Genomic DNA, 21932 nt, shown 5'->3' on the forward strand with positions numbered 1-21932 from the left:
ATGAATATCATAGCATTTTGCACATTTCCTAATCCTGCCGTTGCTCTTGTCAGTGGCGGCGCCGTCTTGTTTTCAGACTCTTGCGAGAGCGACTATAGTACAAATGACATTGCTGTTGCCTCCTTTTTGCATAGAGCGGTTAACGAAGCAAAAACGCTCGGACTATTTGGCGATGCGTCTTTTCTTACATTTCACGGTCCGTCTCCGTTTTCATCTATAAGAATTAACATTTCGCTTTTATTCGGAGTTTATGTGGGAGCAAAAGATTATTTAGAGAATGGTTCTGCAGCTGCGTATTCTTTGTCGTTGTTTGACGCGCTAGCTCTTAAAATCTTTTCTTCGCGAATAGAGGAAGGGATTATTATAGCTATTTCTTCTTCGAAGGAAAGTTTTTTTGTAATGAAAATTGAAAAGTCAGGGGATAGAATCATATTTAGGGCTACCGCAGAAGAACTTGCAAAATATGAAGGATGCGGATATAATGTGCAGGTAGTTTCTAAGGGGGTGTTGCCGGTGATTGGCGACATTAGCATGCGCTCTTTGTTCCTTAGTTGTGCTGGATATATAGGTAGTTGCGGGCGCGGGGCTTTTAGGAGCATTCCTTTCCGTTGTGCTTGTGATGAGATGGTGTGTAGCGGCTTCTGCGATGCTGGCTGTTGTGGCAGGGTTTCTGTTTGCAAATGGTGTTAATGGGACTGTTTGGTTCGCTCTCTTGCCGGCTGTACGTGGAATCTAGTTGTTGGGTGTTGTTGGGAAATAAGAAATAAGCTTTATGAAAAAATGTGCAAACAAAAGCGCCGGGCAAAGAACTCGTCTGGCGGATGGTGGTAGCTCTCAAAATAGAGTTAAAGGTACCGCTCAGCAGATGGTGGACAAATATATGTCCGCCGCTAGGTGCGTTATGCGTAGTGGTGACGTTGTTGAGGCAGAGAGACTGTTTCAGTATGCAGAACACTACAGAAGATTAGTGTTGTCAATGCCAAAGAAAAAGAGTTTTTCTGATGGTAAAGGAGACGGAGGCTCTGAGGCTTCTTTATGCGGCGCAGAGAATGTTGGCGATTTTGTTGAAGTGGCGTTTGATGATCATGGTTCTTTGACCGACCATTCAGATGGGTCCTCTTGCTTAGAACAGGATTTTGTGGATGCTAGATAGAGCTGAACGGCTTTCCGTTGCTGGGATGTTGCAAAAAATCGTTCTGTGATTTAGTTTATAAAAAGTTTTTTTATTGTGGCGCGGTATGAAAAAGTGGTTGTTGTCTGTTCGCTGTAGGTGCTCTGATATTGCGTCTTCTGCAGAAGGGTCTGGCTTGTCTGTAAAGACTACCATAGCGGTTTTGGCTGGAAACTTTCTTGAGTATTTCGACCTTCTTTTGTTTGCGCATATGCTTTTTATAATATCTCCTCTGTTTTTTCCAAATGATAGCAAAGGGATAAAAGAGCTTTTCGAAATAACTTCATTTGCGCTTGGGTGGTTTGTAAGGCCAATAGCGGCCCTTATATTCGGATATGTTGCAGATTTTATAAGCAGAAAAAAAATGCTTATTGCGTCTACTGTTATGATGGGTGTTTCCACTCTTATGATTGCGAGCGCTCCTACGTATCAAAGCATAGGAATTTGGGCCTCGCTTATAATACTGTTCTGCAGGTTCCTCCAGGGCTTTTCTAATGTCGGGGAGTTTGTTGGGTCTACTGTTTATATAGTGGAGAATGCTCCGCCAAAATATGTGAACTTTTTTTCTTCTTTAGTGTACGTATCGTCTACGCTTGGTGGGCTCTGCGCTGCTTTGTGCGGGTCTGTTTGCGTTAGGGTTTTGGGAGAAAATCCTGGGTGGCGGGCGCCATTTTATATCGGAAGTTGCATAATGCTTCTTGGTGTTTCTTTGAGAAGGTTGTTGCCAGACGATAGGCCCAAAATCGCAAAAAAAATTGTTCTTTGGAGAGAATTATGGGATAAAAAATGGCCTGCGATCGGCGGGGTGTTCATAAATATGTGTCACCCTATAGTGTTTTACATGGTATACACCCATATTCCAAAGATATTGAAAGAACAAATAAGTTGCTCTGCGGATGGGATCCTTTTGCAGAGTTCTGTTGTGCTTTTGTATGAAATTTTTGTCGTCGCTGCTCTTGGATATGCTGGCGATATGTTTAACATAGTTAAAGTTGCATATCTTAGGAGCGCATCGGTTGTCCTTCTTGCCGCTCCGTGCGCTGCCCTTATAGTGTATGGGCATGCAAATAGATGGCTTCTTTTGGCAGCCCAAATAGCACTAATTAGCATATCTCATGCAGAACTTCCGGTTTTAGCAAGCTCTGTTAAGTGTTTTTCTTGGTCGCGCGTGTATAGCTCGTTTGGGTTCGTATGGGGAATAGGAAGATCTATAATGTATGGGCTTGGGCCTTTTCTGTTTGGAGTGTCTCAGAAGTATTGTGGAAAATGGGGGTTTGCGGTTGTCCTTATGTGGATGGCGGCTAGCTATGCTATAGGCGTGTTCTGTTTGTTTAAAAAACCAGGTAGGCAGAAAAACAATGATGAGGCTGGGTTCGTTGCAAGAGCTGCTTAGTAGATGGTAGCTCATATATACAGCGCTTTGCCCTGTGTGTTTTCTGGACGGGCCTTTTGTGTTCGTCATTAATGCAATATTGAGCGAGCCGGTCCTTTGTGGCGGCGTTTATGTTTATGCTCTTTTATGTCTGAATTTTATGCATGATGAGCGAGCCCAGTATGCAAACCTATGTATATAGAAAAATTTGCACATATAGAAAAAATTATAAATAAACGGTACCATTGAAATGCAGAGGAGAGGTGCCGGAGCGGCTTAACGGGGCGGTCTCGAAAATCGTTGTGCGCGAAAGCGTACCGGGGGTTCAAATCCCTCTCTCTCCGCCAGATGTCGGCAATGCGCTTTGTCTCCTCATACCGCTAGCTCACCTCCGTCCGTCATATCACGAAGCAGTGCTAAGCGGAGAAGTGAAGCCCGTTATTGGGTATTTTTTTCAAACCGAAGCTATAAGAGCCATCCTAAAAAGTAAATTTCCTTTAATTGCCATTTTTATGCATAGCTCGCTTATGGAATTTTTATAATTCGGATGTAGCTACTACTCATAGTAAATATGCGTCTGGGAGTATGAAACCCTGAATGTCGCTTGTTTCCCATATTTTTTTAAGAATTTAATAATATTTTTACGTAATGTAAATGAAAATGTTGCTTCGATTGCAATACACAATTGACTAATTTCCTAATTCAATCATTTACAAAAAGTAAAAAGATTGCGTTTCTCTCATTCAATGTGATATCTAATAAATAGAATATAAATAAAAAATCGGCAAAAACAGCTGGTTATATCCAGTCGCAAGGAGACGGTATGTTCGGAATTTTACGTTCAAAAAATAAGAAGAAAGACCTGGATACGAAAAATAATGGAAGATCAACCATGTTGTCGTATCAATCTGTTGGGCAACCTGTTTGGACAGACCCGCTCTTTCAAAGCCTAGTAAAATCAAGCTATCAGAGAAACCCAGTTGGCTATAGGTGCGTTACTCTGATTGCAAGAAGTGTTAGCAGCGTCCCTTTAGTACTGTATAACAACGGAGTTAGGGTTTCAGAACACGCATTATTAGACCTGGTTCGCAAGCCTAACCCTCTTCAGGGATATAATGCTTTCTGCGAATCTGCTATAGCATACCTGCTTTTGGCTGGTAACAGCTACATAGAGGCTGTTTCGGCAACAAATTCTGATATTCCAGAGGAGCTATACGTCCTTCGTCCAGATAGAGTTCGTATAATCCCAGGGGATAAGGGTTTTCCCGCTGCTTATGAATACTCCGGGTGCGGGAAAGAAAAAAGACGTGTTCGTGTAAATCAAATGTCTGGACAGTCTCCCATACTTCACATAAAGCTTTTTAATCCTCTCGACGATCTATACGGAATGAGTCCACTTGAGGTGGCTCGACAGTCTATAGATTTTCACAATACTGTAACAGGACACAACATAGCTCTTATACAAAATGAAGGAAGACCTTCTGGGGCTCTTATAGTTCGAAACCAGTGCGGACTGACAGATATTCAACGGCAACAACTTAGAGATGACCTTGAAAGACTTTATGCTGGCGGATCTAATGCAGGCAAAATGGCTGTTCTTGAAGGGGATTTTGAATGGAAAGAAATGGGGCTTTCTCCTAAAGATCTTGATTTTATAGAAGGGAAAAATATTGCTACTTCAGAGATCTGCCAAATATTCGGCGTATCTACGATACTAGCCGGAGTAATGAATAACGCCACATTCTCTAATTACAAAGAAGCGCGTTTGTTGCTTTGGGAAGAGACAGTGCTTCCAACGCTAGATCTTGTTTTAAGTCTTTTGAATAACTGGCTTACGCCAATGTTTGGGGAAGACCTAAGACTGGGATATGACCCAGATGATATACCAGCTCTTTCTCCAAAAAGGGAGGGCGTGTGGGATAGAATAGACGGCGCAGATTTCCTAACTCCAAATGAAAAACGATCGGAAATGGGGTTTGCTCCTGTCGACGGTGGTGATGCGCTTACGTTGCTCCACGATAAAAAAGAATCGGGGCAGAAAAATAATATAAGTAATAATGCGCGAAAACAAAATATTGATGGTTCAAAAATTGCTTAAAATTGGAGATATACATGAATGATACATTGTATCCACAGCTAAAAGTGGAAAATGTTGTGGAGGCCGGAGAGTTTTCTGGGTATGCTAGCACGGATTGTGTAGATAAACATGGAGAAAGGATAGTCTATGGAGCATTCTCTAAGTCTATAGCATGGTGGAAAGGAAAAAGAAGATACCCCCCAATTCTTTGGCAGCATAAACAAGAGGAAGTAATAGGCTGCATTACGCATATGGAAGAGGTTCGAATGGCGAACGGTAGAAGCGCTCTTAGAATAAGAGGAAAGCTTTTGCTATCTCTTGAAAAAGCAAAAGAAGCATACATTCTTATTAAGAGCAACATTGTCAAAACCCTTTCAGTGGGAATAAACATAAAAAGATCAAAAGTTAATTCTGAAGGAGTTAGGGAGCTCCTTGAGGTTGATCTTAGGGAATGTTCAGTTGTTACGGACCCAGCAAACGAAGAAGCCGAAATCTTAGAATACAAAAGCAAAAATGCTGCAAACGATATTTTAAAATCTGCAGAAAAAGTAAAAAAACTACTGAGACAAAAATAAAAATAATTGATAATTCAAAAACAAAAAGGGAGAAAAATTATGTCAATGATTGAAATAAAAAAAGCTATTGATGATATCGGATATGCTTTTCAGGAATTTAAATCTTCGAATGATGAAAGAGTTGGAAAGCTAGAAAACGACGTGTTGTTGGACGATAAGCTAGATAAAATAAACAGCTTTCTTGATTCTGCTCAAGAAAAACTCCACAAGCTCGACATCATGCAGAATAGGCCTGCTATCGGAGGCGAGTATTCTGAGCATTCCATAAAAAGCGCTGAACATAAAAAGGCGCTGTCTGAGTATATCAGAAAGGGAGATGATAGAAAATTGAAGGCTATCAGAACAAAGGCTATTGGTGTCGGCGCTCCCGAAAGCGGTGGACACTTTTTGCCAGATATAGTCGCTGATGAAGTATATATAGCATTGCAAAAGCTTTCCCCTATGAGGCGGATCTCTAAAGTTGTCAAAAGTTTACACAGAAATTATGAAATGATCTTTGATAATGACGAAAAAAGCGCTGTTAAATGGAGTGAGTCTGAAGTTGATGGTAAGGCGGACCCGGAAACAGTCAGCCCAAAATTGGCAAAAATAAAAATACAATGCAGCTCTCTCTACGCTAGGCACTTGGTGTCTGGTTTGCTTTTAGATGAGACGCCTAACGTCGAACAGTGGCTTATCGACAGGATAGTTCGCCAAATTGCTACAGAAGAGAATCGTGCTTTTACCAATGGGAAAGGAAGAAATACTCCGCGCGGATTTTTAAGCTATGAAATTATGGCAAAATCCGAATTTGGCAAAGGAATAGCAGGGATAAAAACTGGAGAAAAACACGCGTTTTCGAAGCAAAATCCAGAAAAATCCATTATAGATCTAATGCATATGCAGTATGCTGCTTTTCTTGAGGATTCTGTGTGGATGATGAATCGGTCTTGCCTCGCAGAAGTACGTAAACTTAAGCTTCCGGAAGGGCAATATCTTTGGCAACCACCTTTATCTGCTGATATGAAAACGATGTCTATTCTCGGATATCCAGTTGTCATAAATGACGATATGCCAGGAATAGGCCACGAAAGCTTGTCTCCCGTCATTGCCTTTGGAAACTTTAAAGAAGGCTATCTTATTGCAGATCACGGCGGGGTACAAATTTTACGTGATCCATATACTTCTAAGCCATTTATAGAATTTTATTTCTATAGTTGCGTTGGCGGAGATGTTCTTAACCCAGACGCTATACGGCTTCTATCTCTTTCTGCATAAGGAGAATTACAATGGATATTAAAATTATTAAAGAATCTGACAAGCGACTTCTAAGCATAGCAGAGATCAGAGGAATAATGAGGATTTCTCATGATAAGGACGATTGGCTCTTAGACCACTTAATGCTTTCAGCAACGGATATAGTTGAAAAAGAGCTCGAAAGAAGCATGCTTACAAAAATTATACACGTGTCCCATGAAAACACTAGGGTCATACTCCCGTATGGCCCAGTGTCTGAGATAATTTCAGTTGTGTGTAATGGCAAGGAACTTAATGAAGATGAATATAAAAAAACAAGCAGGGGAGATAGCTTTGTCATAGAAGTTCCATTTAGGTGGAGAAAAGTAAGAATGGAGGTAAAGTATAAGGCCGGATTTGGGAGCGAGCCAAAAGATGTTCCTAGCTCCATGAGACACGCCGTTCTTAATACGCTCTGTTATTTGTACGAAAACAGAAGCTCGGTCGATAGGAACAAACTTTTAGACCAAATACGTATAGCAGGAGCGCAAAAGCGCTATGCGCTGACATAATTGTGTAATGCTAACAACAAGGGGACGAGTATGGAAAATGATGCGATAAAAATAGGAGATATAAAGGAGGTTATTTTTCTGTATGAGCGATTGGAAAAAACAGATAAATTGGGAGGCGTCATAGAGGAATGGAAAAAGATCGGAGAAGCGTGGGCAGCTATTAGTCCATGCTCTATCTCTTATCCTCTTAGAAAAGACGGAAAAAATAGATATTCTGGCAGTGCATTCGACCTCACTTTCAGAATAGAAGATAACGCCAATCTTGCAGATAAATTTGTTCATAATGGAGTGGAATTGTTCCCTATTGTTAGCACTCCTAAGCTATATAAAAAAGGATACATTACGATAAGGGCATTTTCTTGGGAGGCGGCAAAATGATAATCAGTGATAGATGGTTCGATGAGGTATATGCTTATATAGGAAGTAAATCTACGGCCCCTTTAGTTACTAGAAAATATAAAGATGGATATCCGTATGTGTATATGGAAAAACAAACTTCTGAATATGCGTTTGATAGGATAGGAGCTAGCGTGCATTTTACTATATTTAGCGATTATGACGGGGAAAAAGAAGAGCGTGAGATTGAAGAAGCTATTATAAATGCAATATGTAAATCTGTTAGCCTTGGTAAGTATGTTGTTACAATGAAAGTGGACAAAATTGTTCCTAAAGTGATGGACGCGACTAAGGTGCGGCAAAAAACTGTTATGTGTAAGTGTTTTATTAAGGTGCTAGTATAAACAGATAACTTATTTCCATTTTTTATTTTTTTTGCTTGAGCTGCGTATTTTTGTATTTTTAAGGAGGTGTTGGTGGATATATTGCAAACCGATCTTAGGTTTTATAAAAAAGGGTATGAAAATGCCTCATATATACCTTGGAAGGCTGCGAGAGAGTGTACGCAAACTCTTGAGCTTTTTCAGGATAATGTGAGCATGGCGCGCACTATAAACGGCGAGCTTGCGAATACTGGACATAAACCAATAAAAAAGTATAAATCCGTTATTACATGCGAGGACAATCATCCAATCGCTTTTGAAGGAATATGGAAATGGGATATTGTTTGTGTTGAATGTGTGCAAAGGCTTGTTACGGCTGAGGTGAAAAAAGGAGGCTCCGTAGTTCTTGAGCGGAGACCCGTGAAAGGGTCTGTTTTTTTGTGTACAGAAGGCGAGATTTTTCAGCTAAAAGATCCTCAGCAGGGATTTCAAGTCAAGCTTGATCAGAGCGAAGGGCCAGGATTTATTAGTTATCGTCCTATTCTTGAGATGATCGTGATAGACGTAGAAATGAAAACCGATGAGCAAAAATGCACAACCATTTCAAAAATCTCTCTAGAAGAAATTTAAACATAAGTGTCGTAGACGGATGAAACCTATGAAACTTTTTTTCTTAGCGAAAGTTCGTGGTAACCAAGATATATCGCTGCCGGAACAATTAATGCTACGCCAAACAATATCAACATGTTCGGCCACTCGCCAAACACAAGCACACTTAGTGCGCAGGAAAATACAAACTCGAAATACCGAAGCGGCTGGAGCGCAGAAACTTCATATGCTTGAAAAGCTCTTAGTATGCACAAAAATAAAAGATTCGCGCTTGCTCCTAGAACAGCTAAGTATGCCAGTTCTTGGATAGTAGGAGTCTTCCAGTCTATGAAAAGCAATGGAGCTGTAAATACTGCAGCCCAAAAAGTGGAATAAAACATCATAGGAATTAGGCCTTCTTCGGCGCAGAGAAGTCTCTTGTTTATTATGTCTAGTGTGGCAAACATAGCCGTTGCACACAAAGCAACCAACACAAATTTATTAGCTCCATTAGCAGAAAAGCCAGAGCCTATAAGAATTCCTGCAAACCCAACTATTGTGGCAAACATCCTATGGGACCCAACATTTTCATGTAAAAACATTTTCGCAAATGCTACGACAAACAGCGGAGTCGTGAAACTTATAGCAGTCATAATAGGTAGAGGTAAGTCTATTAACCCGTAAGACCATGGGATCATAGCCAACGCAAACAAAGCAGCCCTCATTGCGTGAACGCTCATGTTTTTTGTAGCAAATGCCTGACGACCTTTGATTAACATTATTGGCAAGAATACAACAGCACCGAAAAAAAACCTAAAAAATAAGGATTCTCCACCTCCGATCTTTATGCCCATCATTTTTCCTATCATGTCATTGACGGAACTCATAAAGCACGAAACTAAAATCCAAAAAGCACCAATATAATAACTTCTTTTTAACATAACTGCGCCAAGTAACATTTGTTAAGCCATACTACCACAAATTCAGGACGAGAGGAAAACATGATTCATTTTTGCTGGGTCGATGAAAAAGAAATTTTTTCAATTGAAAAACACTCCAAAAGCGACGAAAACATATTTGATATGAAAATCGTCCACTCAGAAGGATTGCCAGCTAAGGCAGAGATTACTATTTCTTTTCTGAGCGACGCAGAAAAACGAAAATCTCACTGCGTGATAGTTTATGACGATGGGAATGATGCGCGTTTTTGCCTTTTTCGTGGCAAACTCGAAAATTCAACAAAAAAACAAGATGGTCCTTTTATTACAATCTCGTTTGTTGCTTGCTCTGAAATAGAAAAAGATAAGCAAAAATTTGTAGAAATTCTTAAAAAAGAAAAATTTTATGATGAGCTAATATATGGAAAAAATCCGAAAGCAGATGAACTGATTGCAGCAACAAATTTTGTGTTTTATTGGGATAGAGTAACTGGCGAATGCAAAATGTCTGACCTTTTTAAAGGAAATAAGAGTTTTGAGATAAATTTTCAAAATTTTTTTGAGGGAAGTTTGAAATCTCGCTCTGAAACTCCTGTGATCAAAGTGGAAATGCAGATCGAAGCTCAGTGGATTCAGCATTTAAGCGGATTTGTTAACCTGTTTCACTTCATAAGGCATAGATTTAAAGAAGGATATGTTAATTCGTATACGGGCAAAAGTCTTAAGCGGGCGTGGCCTAAGAGCGGAGAAACTTTTGGGCGATCTGGGTATAGGGTTGTATACAGCGAAATCAAAGAGATAGAGCCGCCGTTTTGCTCGCTGTTTAAAAGAAAGCCAGGGTCGTTTGCAATTAGTGTTCCAGTCAGAAAACGCGGCCAAACCGGTGAGCAGGAAATTAGTCATAAGCAAATGCTAGCCAAAAGGACATGGTTTGATGGAGAACTGCTTGCTATGTGGACATTTAAACAAAAGCGGAAAGAGACTTTATCGTTTGCTCTAGAAAGCTCTTTGCAGGTTCCAAATGACACGTTGTGTGAAACTAAAACTGCTTTTATTCGTCTGCAGAAAATAGTTCAGATTGACGATATACCATTTTGGTACCCAATGGCTTTTTATAAAAAAGGTGATAACGTTAGGTGTTCTAATGGAATATACTCGGCTATCAAAGAGCACTATGCTTGTAGGTCGTTCGACCAAGATAAAGATAAATGGAAAAAAGAAAAAAATATTTGCCCGAGCGTGCATAGCTCTTTTTTTAATACTGATAAAGGAGTCGAAATATTTGAGCTTGTTGTTGAAAGAGCTCGCGCTATTCTTGATAGAGGAGCTAGAATATTCAAAATATCCTTTTCTGGAGACCCGGAAAGTCTAGCGCAAATAACATTGGACGATCAGGTATCAATTGTTGATAAGAGGATCCCTGGAGGAAAGGCCGTTGGAAAAGTTTCGTCGTATAAGTTTGTTGCCGATGGAAAAAAAATATATGTAGAAATTGAAGTTACTTGCAGCGTAGGTTCGAAATCCGCGAAAAAACAAAAAAGACAAGAAGGAGAAAGCTATGTCGACAAAACATATTCGCAACAAGATTGGCAAGTTGTTGAAAACTCTAGCGCGAAAACTTTGTCTGGGATCGAGTATTACTCATATAGGAACCAAACTCCAACAGATCCTTACGCAGACCTTCAATTTTTTAAAGAATATCAAATGATAAAAAACATCCTCTTGTCAAACCCACCAGAAAAGCAAGAGGAGGCGCTAGAGCAAATATCGAATGGCGTTTGGAATGACAACGTAAACCAGATAGATACTAATATACTCAAACAAATAGACACTAAAATACGAGTAGATATGCAAAAACTATCGTCTTCGGAAACAATGCCTCACTCTATAAAAGCAGAAATTTTTTCTGTATATGAGCCTAAACAACAAGTAAAATTATGATTAAATTTATAATTTATTTAAAACATAAGAAATGGCTGATAAAAACAGGAAATATTATATATATATATTTGGGGAGGAATAATTATGAAAAATAATCAAATTGTATTTCCGGTTGGAGAAGAAGGATATGAAGCTCCAAGCACTCACGGTGAAAACTCTGAATGTCCAATTATTGAAATCACTTCTGAAGACGGAGTGCGGCTTTATGAGTTAGGAGAATTGTTGCCAAAACAAATTTTTTTATCTGTAAAAGCGGTTGGGGTTTTTGCTAACAATAACCCAAGCGTTCAGTTGTTAAAAAACGATACCGTATTTGCTTCGAGAAAACTATACTCTGATGCCGCGCTTGCTCCGGTTCAATACTTGGATTTGATGTATGAAGGGTCTGGAACATGCGTTTATTGCAACGGTAAAAGCGAACCAATTGATAGCTTAAACGAAACCGATAGAGCTCAAATATTGATTCAACAAAATAGAGTGATTTACAGAAAGCCTTTTGCTATTTTAAATCATGACGTCGTTTCAAAAATTAAAATTACTACTGGTTCGGACGTTTTTATCGATCCGCCGGGAGAATTTAGAGTTGTCGTGCTTTACCCATATGGAGGATTTTTCTCTCCAGAATATGGACCAAAATCGTTTTCTGCTATGTTTTTTTCTATCCTAGAACGCCAAAACCGTACGAGTATCCAAATAGTAAAAATGGAAGAAATAAAAAGCGACAGTCATTCAGGGAAATTTACTTTTGTAGATGATTCGGTTGTTTTTTACTATATGCCGTCTAAAGAAGAGTCTATATCGCTTGCTGACGCAATAAATTTTGGATATGTGCGAATAGAGGCGGTTTATGATGATCGTAAGTATGTATATAAATCGTGTTCTTACAGCAAAGGAAAAACAAACGAAAGCTTTGAAGTTTGTTTTATTCCATTTATTAATTAATGTGATAGGAGAACTATATGACAATAGTATATCGATCAGAAAAAAAAGCCCCGCTTACTGCAGATGAAGTTGATGGAAATTTTAGAGATCTTGATGAGAGACTGTCTAAACTGGAAAAATCAGTTCAGGTTGGGATTCCAGAAAGTATCGCATCTGTGAAGGTTGACCAAGGAAAATTACATATTTTTGGCACTAAGGGAACTAAGCTTTCTGAAGTCGACGTTCCCGTGCTCTCTTGGAGGCCGAGAGGTATGTGGCAACAGAAAGAAAGTTACAATTCTATGGATGTGGTGTATTACCAAGACTCTTTACACCTGTGCTTAGCGTATCACGTTAGCGACAATTTTAATCCAAAATTCTGGCAGGAGATCCTTAATGTTCAGGGCATTTTGAAATCGTGCGGTATGAAAATGAGATTTTATTCCAATGAAAGCCTTCCTAAAAATCCTGAGCTAGGCACATTGTGCGTTACTAATATCGATAATGGCATTATTATGGCTTATTATGATGGAAAAACTTGGCAGCGCGTCTCCGTTGAGCAGGGGAAATAGCATATGGATATTAGTATTTACGGAAGCGAAGAAAAAATACTTATCGCTGATACTATATACGGAGAGGCTCGTGGAGAAATAGTCGAGTTTGGAAGCGATGCGGCGATTGCTATTGCAAATGTAATCATGAACAGATATGCGAAGAGTCCCAAATATGGGGAAACGATAAAAGAAATTTGCTTGCGGCCGTTCCAGTTTTCCTGTTGGCTACCTAATAATCCAAATCTTGCGGTTATGAAAAGTTGCGAAAGGTTTAATACATATGAATATCAGATTTGCCTATCTGTTGCCGACGAGGCAGAAAAAGGCGGTCTAAAAGACATAATAAGAGGGAGTAATCATTATCACGCGTATGGAATTACTCCGAAATGGGCGCTTGGAAGAACCCCTACAGCAAGAATAGGGCGGCACATTTTCTATTATATCGCATAACAATCATAATTTTTTATTTACTTGCTTTTTTGATGATGTTTTTATATTTGGGAGGGGGCCATGAGCATGTCGCCAACATTTAAGGATTTTTTTGTACGAGCTTTTCCAGAACTGGCATCTGAAGCTAGCGATGAACAATTGACGCAAGCAGAAGCAGTTGCACAGCAGCTTACGCAAAAATCTGATACTTCAGATATATTAGATTCGCTTATGAGGAACGCTGGGCTTATGGGGCTTTTTTCTATGAGAATGAAAAGAATGCTGTTTCCTAGGTGTCCTACTTGTGGCACCAGGCGACGTTTTATCGATAGAAGGTTCTCTAGTACAGAAATAAAGGCAGGTTTTGCTACTGTTGGACTTTTGGGCTGTCTTTTCGCCGTTATTTTTCTAAGAAAATCTCTTCCAAACGACGCTGTAAATGTTTTCTCTATGATAGCTGGAGTTTTTAGTGCATGTTTAAAGGACGTCTATTCGGACTACCGCAGGCCTCAACAGCGATCTTCAACGAAAAGTTGTGGTCTATCATATGAGGACGACGAATTTTACCCAGACTGCGACTAAACGAGCACCTCAAACAAGAAGCCCAGCGACCTCTAAGTCGCCGGATTTTCTTGTTTACACAATTGTGCAAGAATTAAAACTAGTAATTAATTACTGCTGTTGGTTTGATTTCGATTCTTCAGAGTCATGCGAGCTCGAAGCTATGTTCCTGTGCGTTGAGCAGTACATCTCTATTTCGCAGTTCAAATCAACCAATATTTTGCTAAGCGCCTTTAAAGAAAATTCTGCTTGACACCTCTGAATGGCGATGCGCTCATTTAAAAAATCTATGCTCTGGTTTTTATCTTCTTTTAAAAAATCTGACAAGTCGAGCTGGATAGTATCTATGTATTTTTCTTTCAAAAACACTACGTCTTTTCGCTTAAAAAACTTCTCAATTTCCGTATCATCTGGTAATTTTATTTCTTCATTCTGGTCAAACGAAAGACCAGTATCGAAAAACTTTTCATGGCAAAGGTTCTGTTTCGAATACATACTTAACCCTTTTGAGAAGCCTTCACTTAAGCTCACAATGCTATCCTCACAAGCTCCAGGATGCTGGCCCACTAAGTCTAGGGCCTCTGTGAGATCAGAAAAAACAGAGCTCACACTGTTCATGTTTACTTTTACTAGAGAAAATTTGCCAATGTCTTTATAATCGCCTTTTGCAGGCACGAATTTTACTTTAAAGCTCCTTGCCACTCCATGACTCTCTTCGTAGCAGACAATGTCTTCAATGAAACCGTACCCATTAACTTGAAAAGAAAACACCTTGTCTGCGTCTATTTGATTCCGCACAATCTTGTAGAAATCACCAACGGTAGACGCATCCCTTTTAAAAAGCTCTATATCAACGTTAAAATTCCTACTATTTGCTTCCTTGAGAGCTTTTATCCGATCCTTACAAAGACTCGCAAACTGATTAACTAATACAGGATGGGAACATCCATCCTCTAACTTTAGCAAAGCCCCTAAAGCTTTAATTTTTTTGTCCCTTATATCCTCTGCCACAGACACCTGGGAGAAAACGCATAACGAAATGGCAATAGCCACGGACTGGCGAATATTCATAAAATTCCAACACAAATCGATCCGAGAGTAAAATGTAACACATTTTTAACTATGATTGAACCAGTTTGACGCTGTTATATCTGTGTATAACTCAGTATTGTTTGGGAACTCGGAATTTTCCGCAAATTCTGTAGCGTCATCTATCTCTTTTTGCACTTTTGCATCTATAAGGTCAAAATCAGCGTCGTTTAATAGTTTATTTTTTTTAGCGGTGTTTTTGAAAATCTCTATTGGATCCATGGTCTTTTTTGCTAACTCCAGTTCTTCGGCAGTTCTATACGTTCCAGGGTCTGACATAGAGTGGCCTCGAAACCTGTATGTCATCATTTCTATTACAAGAGGCTGGCTGTGCTTTCTCACATAGCTAAGCGCTTGTTTCGTAACGTCATATACATTAACGACATCTGTTGCATCTATGCGTAGGCCCTGAATACCAAATGGCTCTCCTCTTTTATATAATTCACCTGCGCATGCCCGGCTAACAGATGTTCCCATTGCATATCTGTTGTTCTCTATTACATATATGGCAGGTAATTTCCACAATGCTGCCATATTGAGAGACTCGAAAAACTGTCCTTGATTTGCCGCCCCATCTCCTAAGAATATTAGGCTTACTCCTCCGTCATTGTTGTATTTATGAGAAAGTGCAAGACCTGTTCCTATGGATGTTTGTGCTCCTACTATCCCGTTTCCTCCATAAAAATTCTTCTCTTTGCAGAACATATGCATAGCTCCGCCTTTTCCTTTTGAACATCCATCTATTTTTCCGAAAAGTTCTGCCATTAACGCACCAGGATCGACTTTTTTTGCTAGAAGATGTCCTCTAGACCTATAGGAAGTTATCATAGTGTCCAGTTCTTCAGAGGCTAGGCATGTTCCAACGGCAATGCTTTCTTGTCCAGAATACAGGTGGCAAAAGCCTACTATCTTTCCTCTAGAATACATCTGGGCCGACTTGTCCTCAAAATTTCTTATAAGTCGCATAGAATAATAAATTTTTTCAGCAGAGAGTTCAGATAAACATACGGCTCTGTTTTCTAGAAATTCAAAAGACTCCCACGGTGCGTTGGATACAGACATAAACGCTCAAATTTTGTTTTCTCTCATATAAACGAAATAGTAATACGCAGCTGAAGCTTATGTCAAAATTCGGTTTTCAAAAGTCAGCGTGGTGCGAGTTTTGATTGGCTTTATGCCATAACATTTATTTTGTTTATTAATAAGCAGGCCGCGTAAAATAATCGGATTTACAAAATATTAATTATAAAAATGTACGATATTATAAATATAATATGTGCGCGATTATTAAAAAATGAAAATAAAAAACAGAACTATTACAAGAGCTGAAATCAAGCAGCACTTACGTGATAATTTAGATGTTTCTCTGGGTGACGCTACTCAGCTTCTAGATGCAATAATAAATGAGATGTTTGTTGCTATGCACACAGAAGAAGAGGTGAAAATTTCTACTTTTGGCACTTTTCTTATTCATAAAAAGAAGAAGAGGTTAGGAAGAAATCCAAAAACAAGAGAAGAGGCTGTGATTTGCCCCAGAAAAAGTGTTAGTTTCAGGGCTTCTAGAAAGCTAAAAGATTTAATCGCTGAAAAAGTTCGGGTGTAGAAGGGGTTTGTATTGTTTATAATGGTGCTAAACATAACGTCACAGGTGCCAGAAAACTGTAACTAGCAATGGAGAATTGTTCGCGCCAATGGTATATAAAACTCTGTGAGATTTATTTTTGGTGATCTGTGAAAATATTTGTAGGAGCTGACATAGTTGATATACGGCGCATAGAAAGAGCGATTGTTCGTTTCGGCAATAAATTTATGTCGAGGATTTTTACGAAAAATGAAGAGATATATGCGTTCTCAAGCCCGTTTCCACATAGAAGCTTTGCAAAAAGGTTCGCTGGAAAAGAGGCTGTTGTCAAAGCTCTTGGAATAGGAATTGCTCATGGGGTATCGTGGAGAGACATTGAAATATTGAACGACGGAAATGGCAAGCCTTATGTCGAACTATCTGAAAATATTCTGAGGAAATGTTTTCTGTATAATTTTTTGAGAAGTAATTTCGAACTGGACATAAGCCTTTCCGATGAGTATCCTTATGCTCAGGCATTTGTTGTTGTTTATTATCATGAATCGTGAGGACAGAAAAAAGCGCGGTGATAAAGAAGGTTTTTTTAGAGGCATTTATGAGCGGTTTTTATACGGGAAGAAGAAAGGCGAACTTAGTTTGTCCGAGTCCAATCCTTTGTCCCCTAAGGATGTTTGGAGAGTTATAGTAGGAATAACGCCTCTTGTTCTTATGGTTGTGATTATAAGGTGTGTGGTTTTTTCTCCATTCAAAATTCCGTCTGGGTCTATGATACCAACGCTTCTTGTCGGAGATCATATAGTTGTGTCTAAATTTTCATATGGACTTTCTCGGTATTCTTTCTTTTTTGGCAGCAAGATAGAGTATTTTAAGGGGCGAAAAGTGCAGATGTATAAACCGAAGCGCGGAGATGTTATTGTGTTTGCTTATCCAGCCAACACTTCTATAGATTTCGTAAAGAGGTGCGTTGGGTTGCCTGGTGACGAAATTCAGGTGAAAGATGGGTATTTGTATGTGAACGGGAAAAAAGCAGATCTCCGTAAAGTAAAAGAAAAGTACTCAGAGCATGACGGGCAGGAGTATATATCTGGCGATGTTTATGAAGAGACTATTCCTGGTGATGAAAAAAGTCCTGAGAATAAGCATCTAATACTTATGCAAAATCAGTTTGGCAGCGTTGAAGCAGACAATACTCCTGTGTATAAAGTCCCTGTTGGTCACTATTTTATGATGGGGGACAATAGACATGGGTCCTCTGACAGCAGGTTTATGGATGCTCTTGGGTTCGTGCCTGAGGATATGCTCATAGGGCCAGCGCTATTTGTGTTCTTCTCGGGGGATGAAGGTTTTGGAACACTTCAGCCGTGGACCTGGCCTATGCATATACGTTATTGGCACCTTCTTGACAGGGTGTATTGATGGATATCAGAACAAAGCTGGTGGATGGTGTTACAATACCTTGTCTATGAGCGAGCTGGAGATCAAATGGGCGACCTTTCTGGGTTATGCGATTCTATAGGGTATTCGTTTTCTGATGTTGCTCTTCTTAGGGCGGCGGTTTCTCATGGGGGGCCTGTTAGGGTTAGGTTTGAGAGGTTGGAGTTTATGGGCGACCGTGTTGTTGGCTTGGTTGTTGCTGACGCGCTGCTTGCTAAGTATCCGTTCGCTTCTGAGGGAGAGTTGGCTAGGAGGCATGCAAACCTCGTTTCTAGGACTGCTATGCGTAGGGTAGCCAGCGAGATTGGCGTCGAGCGGTATGTTTTTCTTGACAAATCCGCATTTGACCCTTCGCGTAAAGTATTTGTCGACGTTGTAGAAGCTATAGTAGGAGCCGTGTATATAGACGGAGGGTTTTCTGCTGGGGATTCTGTGGTAAGAAAGTTGTGGAGCCCACTTATCGCAGAAGACATAGAAACTTCCAATATTGACCCTAAGTCTGCGCTACAAGAACTCTTGCAATCTCGCAAGAGCCCTTTGCCGCAGTATTTTGTTGTTCTACAAACTGGGCCCCAACATAACCCTATATTTACAGTAGAGGTCAGTATTCCTGAAGGAAAATTTTCCGCTAGCGGGTATTCCAAACAAGAGGCCGAGCAAAAAGCGGCAGCTGCTGCGTTTGGGGCGTTGAAAAAAACATTTGGCACTGGAAGAAAGAATAAACAATTATAAACAAACATGGTTGGAATTTTGCAAGAGAAGAAAGGCAAAAAATACGCCAACTTAGCGTGTTTTGAAGTTATAATTGTATGTGAAGAGCTCATGCGCGGCGAATTTATGTGTTGGTATCACCAAGTTTCTTACATGGTTTTGCCGTAGTATGTGTGTACGTTATGTTAAAGGCAGCGTTAGTGGTGCCTAGAGGTTTTATTAGTGGGGGCTGATGTGGATTTTGAGAGATACACAGATAGAGCAAAGCAAACCATACAAGCTGCTCAGATGCTAGCTATAAAAAATTCTAACCAGCAGCTTTTGCCAGAGCATCTTTTAGCGGCAGCTTTGCATGACAGCGAAGGAATAGCCGCTGAAATTTTAAATGAAAGTGGCGCGAACTCTGAGCGAGCAAGAAGAATTGCCGATGAGTATATAGAAAAATTGCCAAAAGTAAGTGGCGCAGGAGACAGCATATATGCCTCTGCAAATGTGTATAAAGTGTTTGAAGCGGCGCAGAGATTTGCTGATTCTTGGGGCGATTCTTTTGTTACTATAGAAGCTCTAGTTATTGGGCTTATAGAAGTTTCGTCAACAAGGGAAATTTTGCAAAAATCAGGATTAACAAGGGAAAAACTAGAGCGGGGGATAAACGATATGAGAAAAGGAACAGAAGCTACTTCGCAAAACGCAGAATCTGGATACGGGGCGCTTAAAAAGTATGCGAAAGATGTTACTCACATGGCGCGCGAAGGAAAGCTTGACCCTGTTATTGGTCGCGACGAAGAAATACGCAGGGTTATACAAGTTTTGTCTAGGAGAACTAAGAACAACGCTGTCCTTGTTGGCGAGCCTGGTGTCGGAAAGACGGCATTGATAGAGGGGCTTGCTCTTAGAATAGTTCAAAAAGATGTTCCGGATAATCTTCTAGATGTTCGAGTTATGGCGTTGGATATAGGGGCACTTATCGCTGGCAGCAAGTATAGAGGAGACTTTGAAGAGCGGCTTAAAGCTGTTTTGTCAGAGGTCTCTAAGATTGCAAATAAAATCATCCTTTTTATAGACGAAATACATATGATAGTTGGAGCTGGAAAAACTGATGGCGCTATGGATGCATCCAATATGCTGAAGCCTGCTTTGGCTCGAGGGGAGCTTCATTGCGTAGGTGCGACCACCCTTGACGAGTATAGAGAACACATAGAAAAAGACGCTGCTCTTGCAAGAAGGTTTCAGCCAGTTTATGTGGAGGAGCCCAGCGTTGATGACGCTATATCTATTCTGAGAGGCTTAAAGGAAAGGTATGAGCTTCATCACGGAATTAGAATATCCGATTCCGCTGTTGTAAGTGCTGTTAAGCTGTCTCACAGATATATAACAGAGCGATTTTTGCCAGATAAAGCGATAGACCTTATAGACGAAGCTGCAAGCAGGAGGCGTATGGAAGTTAGGTCGAAGCCAGAAGAGATAGAGAAATTAGAGCGTTCGATAATGCAGCTGAAAATAGAAAAAGAAGCACTTAAAAAAGAAGTAGATGATGCATCTAAGAAGCGGCTAGAAAAGTGCGAGAAACAAATAGCAGACCTAGAAAGCAAACTTGGTGTTCTTACAAGCAAGTGGCATAGCGAGAAATCTGCTATAGAGTCTATGCAAAGCGTGAAAGCAAGGCTTGAAAAAGCGAGAATAGAACTGGATGCGGCTCAAAGAGACGGGAATTTAGCAAGAGCCGGAGAGCTTTTATATAGTGTTATTCCCTCTCTTGAAAATGAGTTGAAAAATGCTGAGAGCGGGAAAAGCTCTTCTATTTTGCGAGAGGAGGTTACCTCGCAAGATATTGCTGCAATAGTTTCCCGCTGGACGGGGATTCCTGTAGATAAAATGTTAAGCGGAGAGCGGGAAAAACTTTTGAATATGGAAAGGCTATTGCATCAACGTGTGGTCGGTCAGGACGCTGCAGTGGCAGCTGTGAGCAAAGCCATACGTCGTTCTAGGTCTGGCTTGTCAGAATCTACAAGACCTATTGGTTCGTTTATGTTTTTAGGCCCGACAGGGGTTGGCAAAACAGAGCTTGCAAAGGCTTTGGCAGAATTTTTGTTCGATAATGATTCTGCTATGGTGAGAATAGATATGTCTGAGTATATGGAGAGGCACTCTGTCGCTAGACTTATTGGAGCTCCTCCAGGGTATGTTGGATATGAAGAGGGCGGCACATTGACAGAATCCGTTAGGAGGCGTCCGTATCAGGTTATTTTGTTCGATGAAATAGAAAAGGCGCATTCCGATGTCTTTAATCTATTTTTGCAGATTTTGGATGATGGTCGCCTCACGGATAGCCATGGCCGCGTTGTTAATTTTAGGAATTGCATAATAATAATGACATCTAATCTTGGAAGCGAATTTATAACTGTTGGCGAAGGAGGCGATATTGAAGAAAGTTCTAAAAAGGCGGTTATGGACGCTGTAAAATCACATTTCAGGCCGGAATTTCTAAATAGGCTAGACGAGATTTTGATATTCAAAAAATTGATGCGCGAGGACATAGGAAAAATTATAGGAATACAGATAGGGTATCTTCATAACCTTTTGGCTCAACAAAGAATAGAGCTTGATATTAGGCCTGATGCTGTGGACTGGTTGGTGGAAAAAGGGTATGACCCAGTATATGGAGCAAGGCCGCTTAAAAGATCAATACAAAAGTACATACAAGACCCTATAGCGGAACTTATCTTAGATGGGAGAATCAGCGATGGGGCAACAGTGCGTGCTGATGTTGTTGATAATGTTCTTCGCATAGAGCATGTTCTATGAAAGCTATGTGTAATATATTAGCATCCATAATAGAAGTGGCGCATGATTTACGCGCCACTAGTTTCATAGACTATGTGAGTTTATGCGTTTTGGTCCTGAGGGTCTTTGCTTTGTTGTTTCTTTTGATTATCTGGATTTCTGTCGCTGAATTTTTGAAACAAAGAGAACAAATCTGAGGCTATTTTTTTCAACGAGCTATCATATTTTGGCGCGTTAAGTACTGCTTTCACATCTTGCGCGAAGATCTTTTCTGGTGGCGGCACGCGGGAGTCCATCTCCTCGTATGTTATTTTTTCGTAATCGGATGCAAACTGTGGACCGAACGCATTGAGCAATCTAAATGCATACAGGTCTCCATAGTTGCCTTCATAACTAAGATTGTCGAATTTTTTTGCTAAGCGGGATATATCTTCTATTAGCACAATCCCTCCATTGCTGTTTTTTTCACTTTTGCCAGTGTAGTAATCAAGAGCTTCCGTGGCGAATTTGTAAAAATCTGTGTCTTCAGCACCTTTTTCTTCTGTTATAGCTTTCAATATTTCAATAGTTGAAAATTTTTCTAGTTTGAAAGAGATGGCTGAAGTAGATAACAGCAGGGATATAGCTAATGCTATGTATATAGATGTGGTTTTCATCTTTTGCTCCTTTGAATTTTACGGTTTGTTAATATTATACCAT

24 protein-coding genes and 1 tRNA gene are annotated in these 21932 nt (G+C 40.1%); 21 read left to right on the forward strand and 4 right to left on the reverse strand.

Annotation, left to right across the window (positions count from 1 at the left end; genetic code table 11):
- The 11 genes from HYD_RS00205 (at window position 1) to HYD_RS00255 (ending at window position 8331) form a co-directional block, all read left to right on the forward strand.
- On the forward strand, window positions 1-690 hold the full coding sequence (locus HYD_RS00205) for a hypothetical protein (RefSeq protein WP_236865139.1): 690 nt from the start codon (window positions 1-3) through the stop codon (window positions 688-690).
- Between the two features lie 82 nt (window positions 691-772).
- A complete protein-coding gene (locus HYD_RS00210) occupies window positions 773-1153 on the forward strand; it encodes a DUF4167 domain-containing protein (protein ID WP_236865141.1) in 381 nt (126 codons plus the stop codon).
- Between the two features lie 85 nt (window positions 1154-1238).
- On the forward strand, window positions 1239-2564 hold the full coding sequence (locus HYD_RS00215) for an MFS transporter (RefSeq protein ID WP_236865143.1): 1326 nt from the start codon (window positions 1239-1241) through the stop codon (window positions 2562-2564).
- Between the two features lie 236 nt (window positions 2565-2800).
- Window positions 2801-2890 (forward strand) — tRNA-Ser (locus HYD_RS00220).
- A 476-nt stretch (window positions 2891-3366) separates the two neighbouring features.
- Window positions 3367-4641 carry a phage portal protein gene (locus HYD_RS00225; protein ID WP_236865145.1) on the forward strand — a complete coding sequence of 425 codons (1275 nt, stop codon included), beginning with the start codon at window positions 3367-3369 and terminating at the stop codon, window positions 4639-4641.
- A 14-nt stretch (window positions 4642-4655) separates the two neighbouring features.
- On the forward strand, window positions 4656-5195 hold the full coding sequence (locus tag HYD_RS00230) for an HK97 family phage prohead protease (RefSeq protein ID WP_236865147.1): 540 nt from the start codon (window positions 4656-4658) through the stop codon (window positions 5193-5195).
- 39 nt (window positions 5196-5234) lie between these two features.
- Window positions 5235-6452 (forward strand): phage major capsid protein, encoded by a 1218-nt coding sequence (locus HYD_RS00235; RefSeq protein WP_236865149.1) that lies wholly within the window; start codon window positions 5235-5237, stop codon window positions 6450-6452.
- Window positions 6453-6463: 11 nt separating this feature from the next.
- Complete coding sequence (locus HYD_RS00240; protein ID WP_236865150.1) at window positions 6464-6982, forward strand: head-tail connector protein; 519 nt, start codon at window positions 6464-6466, stop codon at window positions 6980-6982.
- A 30-nt stretch (window positions 6983-7012) separates the two neighbouring features.
- Window positions 7013-7360 (forward strand): head-tail adaptor protein, encoded by a 348-nt coding sequence (locus HYD_RS00245; RefSeq protein ID WP_236865151.1) that lies wholly within the window; start codon window positions 7013-7015, stop codon window positions 7358-7360.
- Window positions 7357-7722 carry a hypothetical protein gene (locus HYD_RS00250; protein ID WP_236865152.1) on the forward strand — a complete coding sequence of 122 codons (366 nt, stop codon included), beginning with the start codon at window positions 7357-7359 and terminating at the stop codon, window positions 7720-7722. Before HYD_RS00245 ends, HYD_RS00250 begins: the two co-directional genes overlap by 4 nt.
- A gap of 72 nt (window positions 7723-7794) precedes the next feature.
- A complete protein-coding gene (locus HYD_RS00255) occupies window positions 7795-8331 on the forward strand; it encodes a hypothetical protein (RefSeq protein WP_236865153.1) in 537 nt (178 codons plus the stop codon).
- 26 nt (window positions 8332-8357) lie between these two features.
- Here HYD_RS00255 and HYD_RS00260 read toward each other — a convergent pair whose 3' ends face one another.
- Window positions 8358-9230, reverse strand: coding sequence for a DMT family transporter (locus HYD_RS00260; protein ID WP_236865154.1), 873 nt, complete (start codon window positions 9228-9230; stop codon window positions 8358-8360).
- A gap of 60 nt (window positions 9231-9290) precedes the next feature.
- On the opposite strand from HYD_RS00260, the gene HYD_RS00265 reads away from it, so the two are divergent.
- The 5 genes from HYD_RS00265 to HYD_RS00285 all read left to right on the forward strand — a co-directional run bounded on the left by HYD_RS00265 (window position 9291) and on the right by HYD_RS00285 (window position 13654).
- On the forward strand, window positions 9291-11168 hold the full coding sequence (locus tag HYD_RS00265) for a hypothetical protein (protein ID WP_236865155.1): 1878 nt from the start codon (window positions 9291-9293) through the stop codon (window positions 11166-11168).
- Window positions 11169-11252: 84 nt separating this feature from the next.
- Window positions 11253-12110, forward strand: coding sequence for a hypothetical protein (locus HYD_RS00270; RefSeq protein WP_236865156.1), 858 nt, complete (start codon window positions 11253-11255; stop codon window positions 12108-12110).
- A 17-nt stretch (window positions 12111-12127) separates the two neighbouring features.
- Window positions 12128-12661 carry a hypothetical protein gene (locus HYD_RS00275; RefSeq protein WP_236865158.1) on the forward strand — a complete coding sequence of 178 codons (534 nt, stop codon included), beginning with the start codon at window positions 12128-12130 and terminating at the stop codon, window positions 12659-12661.
- A gap of 3 nt (window positions 12662-12664) precedes the next feature.
- A complete protein-coding gene (locus HYD_RS00280) occupies window positions 12665-13093 on the forward strand; it encodes a cell wall hydrolase (RefSeq protein WP_236865161.1) in 429 nt (142 codons plus the stop codon).
- 66 nt (window positions 13094-13159) lie between these two features.
- The gene (locus tag HYD_RS00285) at window positions 13160-13654 is read left to right on the forward strand and encodes a hypothetical protein (protein WP_236865162.1); all 495 of its coding nucleotides are present in this window, start codon (window positions 13160-13162) and stop codon (window positions 13652-13654) included.
- A gap of 90 nt (window positions 13655-13744) precedes the next feature.
- On the opposite strand, the gene HYD_RS00290 is transcribed toward HYD_RS00285, so the two are convergent.
- On the reverse strand, window positions 13745-14704 hold the full coding sequence (locus HYD_RS00290; protein WP_236865164.1) for a hypothetical protein: 960 nt from the start codon (window positions 14702-14704) through the stop codon (window positions 13745-13747).
- Window positions 14705-14749: 45 nt separating this feature from the next.
- Window positions 14750-15784 (reverse strand): pyruvate dehydrogenase (acetyl-transferring) E1 component subunit alpha, encoded by a 1035-nt coding sequence (gene pdhA, locus HYD_RS00295; RefSeq protein ID WP_236865166.1) that lies wholly within the window; start codon window positions 15782-15784, stop codon window positions 14750-14752.
- A 232-nt stretch (window positions 15785-16016) separates the two neighbouring features.
- Between pdhA and HYD_RS00300 the strand changes: the two genes are divergently transcribed.
- The 5 genes from HYD_RS00300 to clpB all read left to right on the forward strand — a co-directional run bounded on the left by HYD_RS00300 (window position 16017) and on the right by clpB (window position 21254).
- Complete coding sequence (locus HYD_RS00300) at window positions 16017-16325, forward strand: HU family DNA-binding protein (RefSeq protein WP_236865169.1); 309 nt, start codon at window positions 16017-16019, stop codon at window positions 16323-16325.
- 128 nt (window positions 16326-16453) lie between these two features.
- Window positions 16454-16852, forward strand: coding sequence for a holo-ACP synthase (gene acpS, locus HYD_RS00305; protein ID WP_236865171.1), 399 nt, complete (start codon window positions 16454-16456; stop codon window positions 16850-16852).
- Window positions 16842-17720 carry a signal peptidase I gene (gene lepB / locus HYD_RS00310; RefSeq protein WP_236865173.1) on the forward strand — a complete coding sequence of 293 codons (879 nt, stop codon included), beginning with the start codon at window positions 16842-16844 and terminating at the stop codon, window positions 17718-17720. The genes acpS and lepB overlap by 11 nt, the downstream gene beginning before the upstream one ends.
- A gap of 24 nt (window positions 17721-17744) precedes the next feature.
- The gene (rnc, locus tag HYD_RS00315; RefSeq protein WP_236865175.1) at window positions 17745-18470 is read left to right on the forward strand and encodes a ribonuclease III; all 726 of its coding nucleotides are present in this window, start codon (window positions 17745-17747) and stop codon (window positions 18468-18470) included.
- A 213-nt stretch (window positions 18471-18683) separates the two neighbouring features.
- The gene (gene clpB / locus HYD_RS00320; protein ID WP_236865177.1) at window positions 18684-21254 is read left to right on the forward strand and encodes an ATP-dependent chaperone ClpB; all 2571 of its coding nucleotides are present in this window, start codon (window positions 18684-18686) and stop codon (window positions 21252-21254) included.
- Window positions 21255-21334: 80 nt separating this feature from the next.
- Here clpB and HYD_RS00325 read toward each other — a convergent pair whose 3' ends face one another.
- Window positions 21335-21889 carry a hypothetical protein gene (locus HYD_RS00325; protein ID WP_236865179.1) on the reverse strand — a complete coding sequence of 185 codons (555 nt, stop codon included), beginning with the start codon at window positions 21887-21889 and terminating at the stop codon, window positions 21335-21337.
- Window positions 21890-21932 lie beyond the last annotated feature (43 nt).

Source organism: Candidatus Hydrogenosomobacter endosymbioticus, assembly GCF_021654655.1.
Lineage (GTDB): Bacteria > Pseudomonadota > Alphaproteobacteria > Holosporales > GW7 > Hydrogenosomobacter > Hydrogenosomobacter endosymbioticus.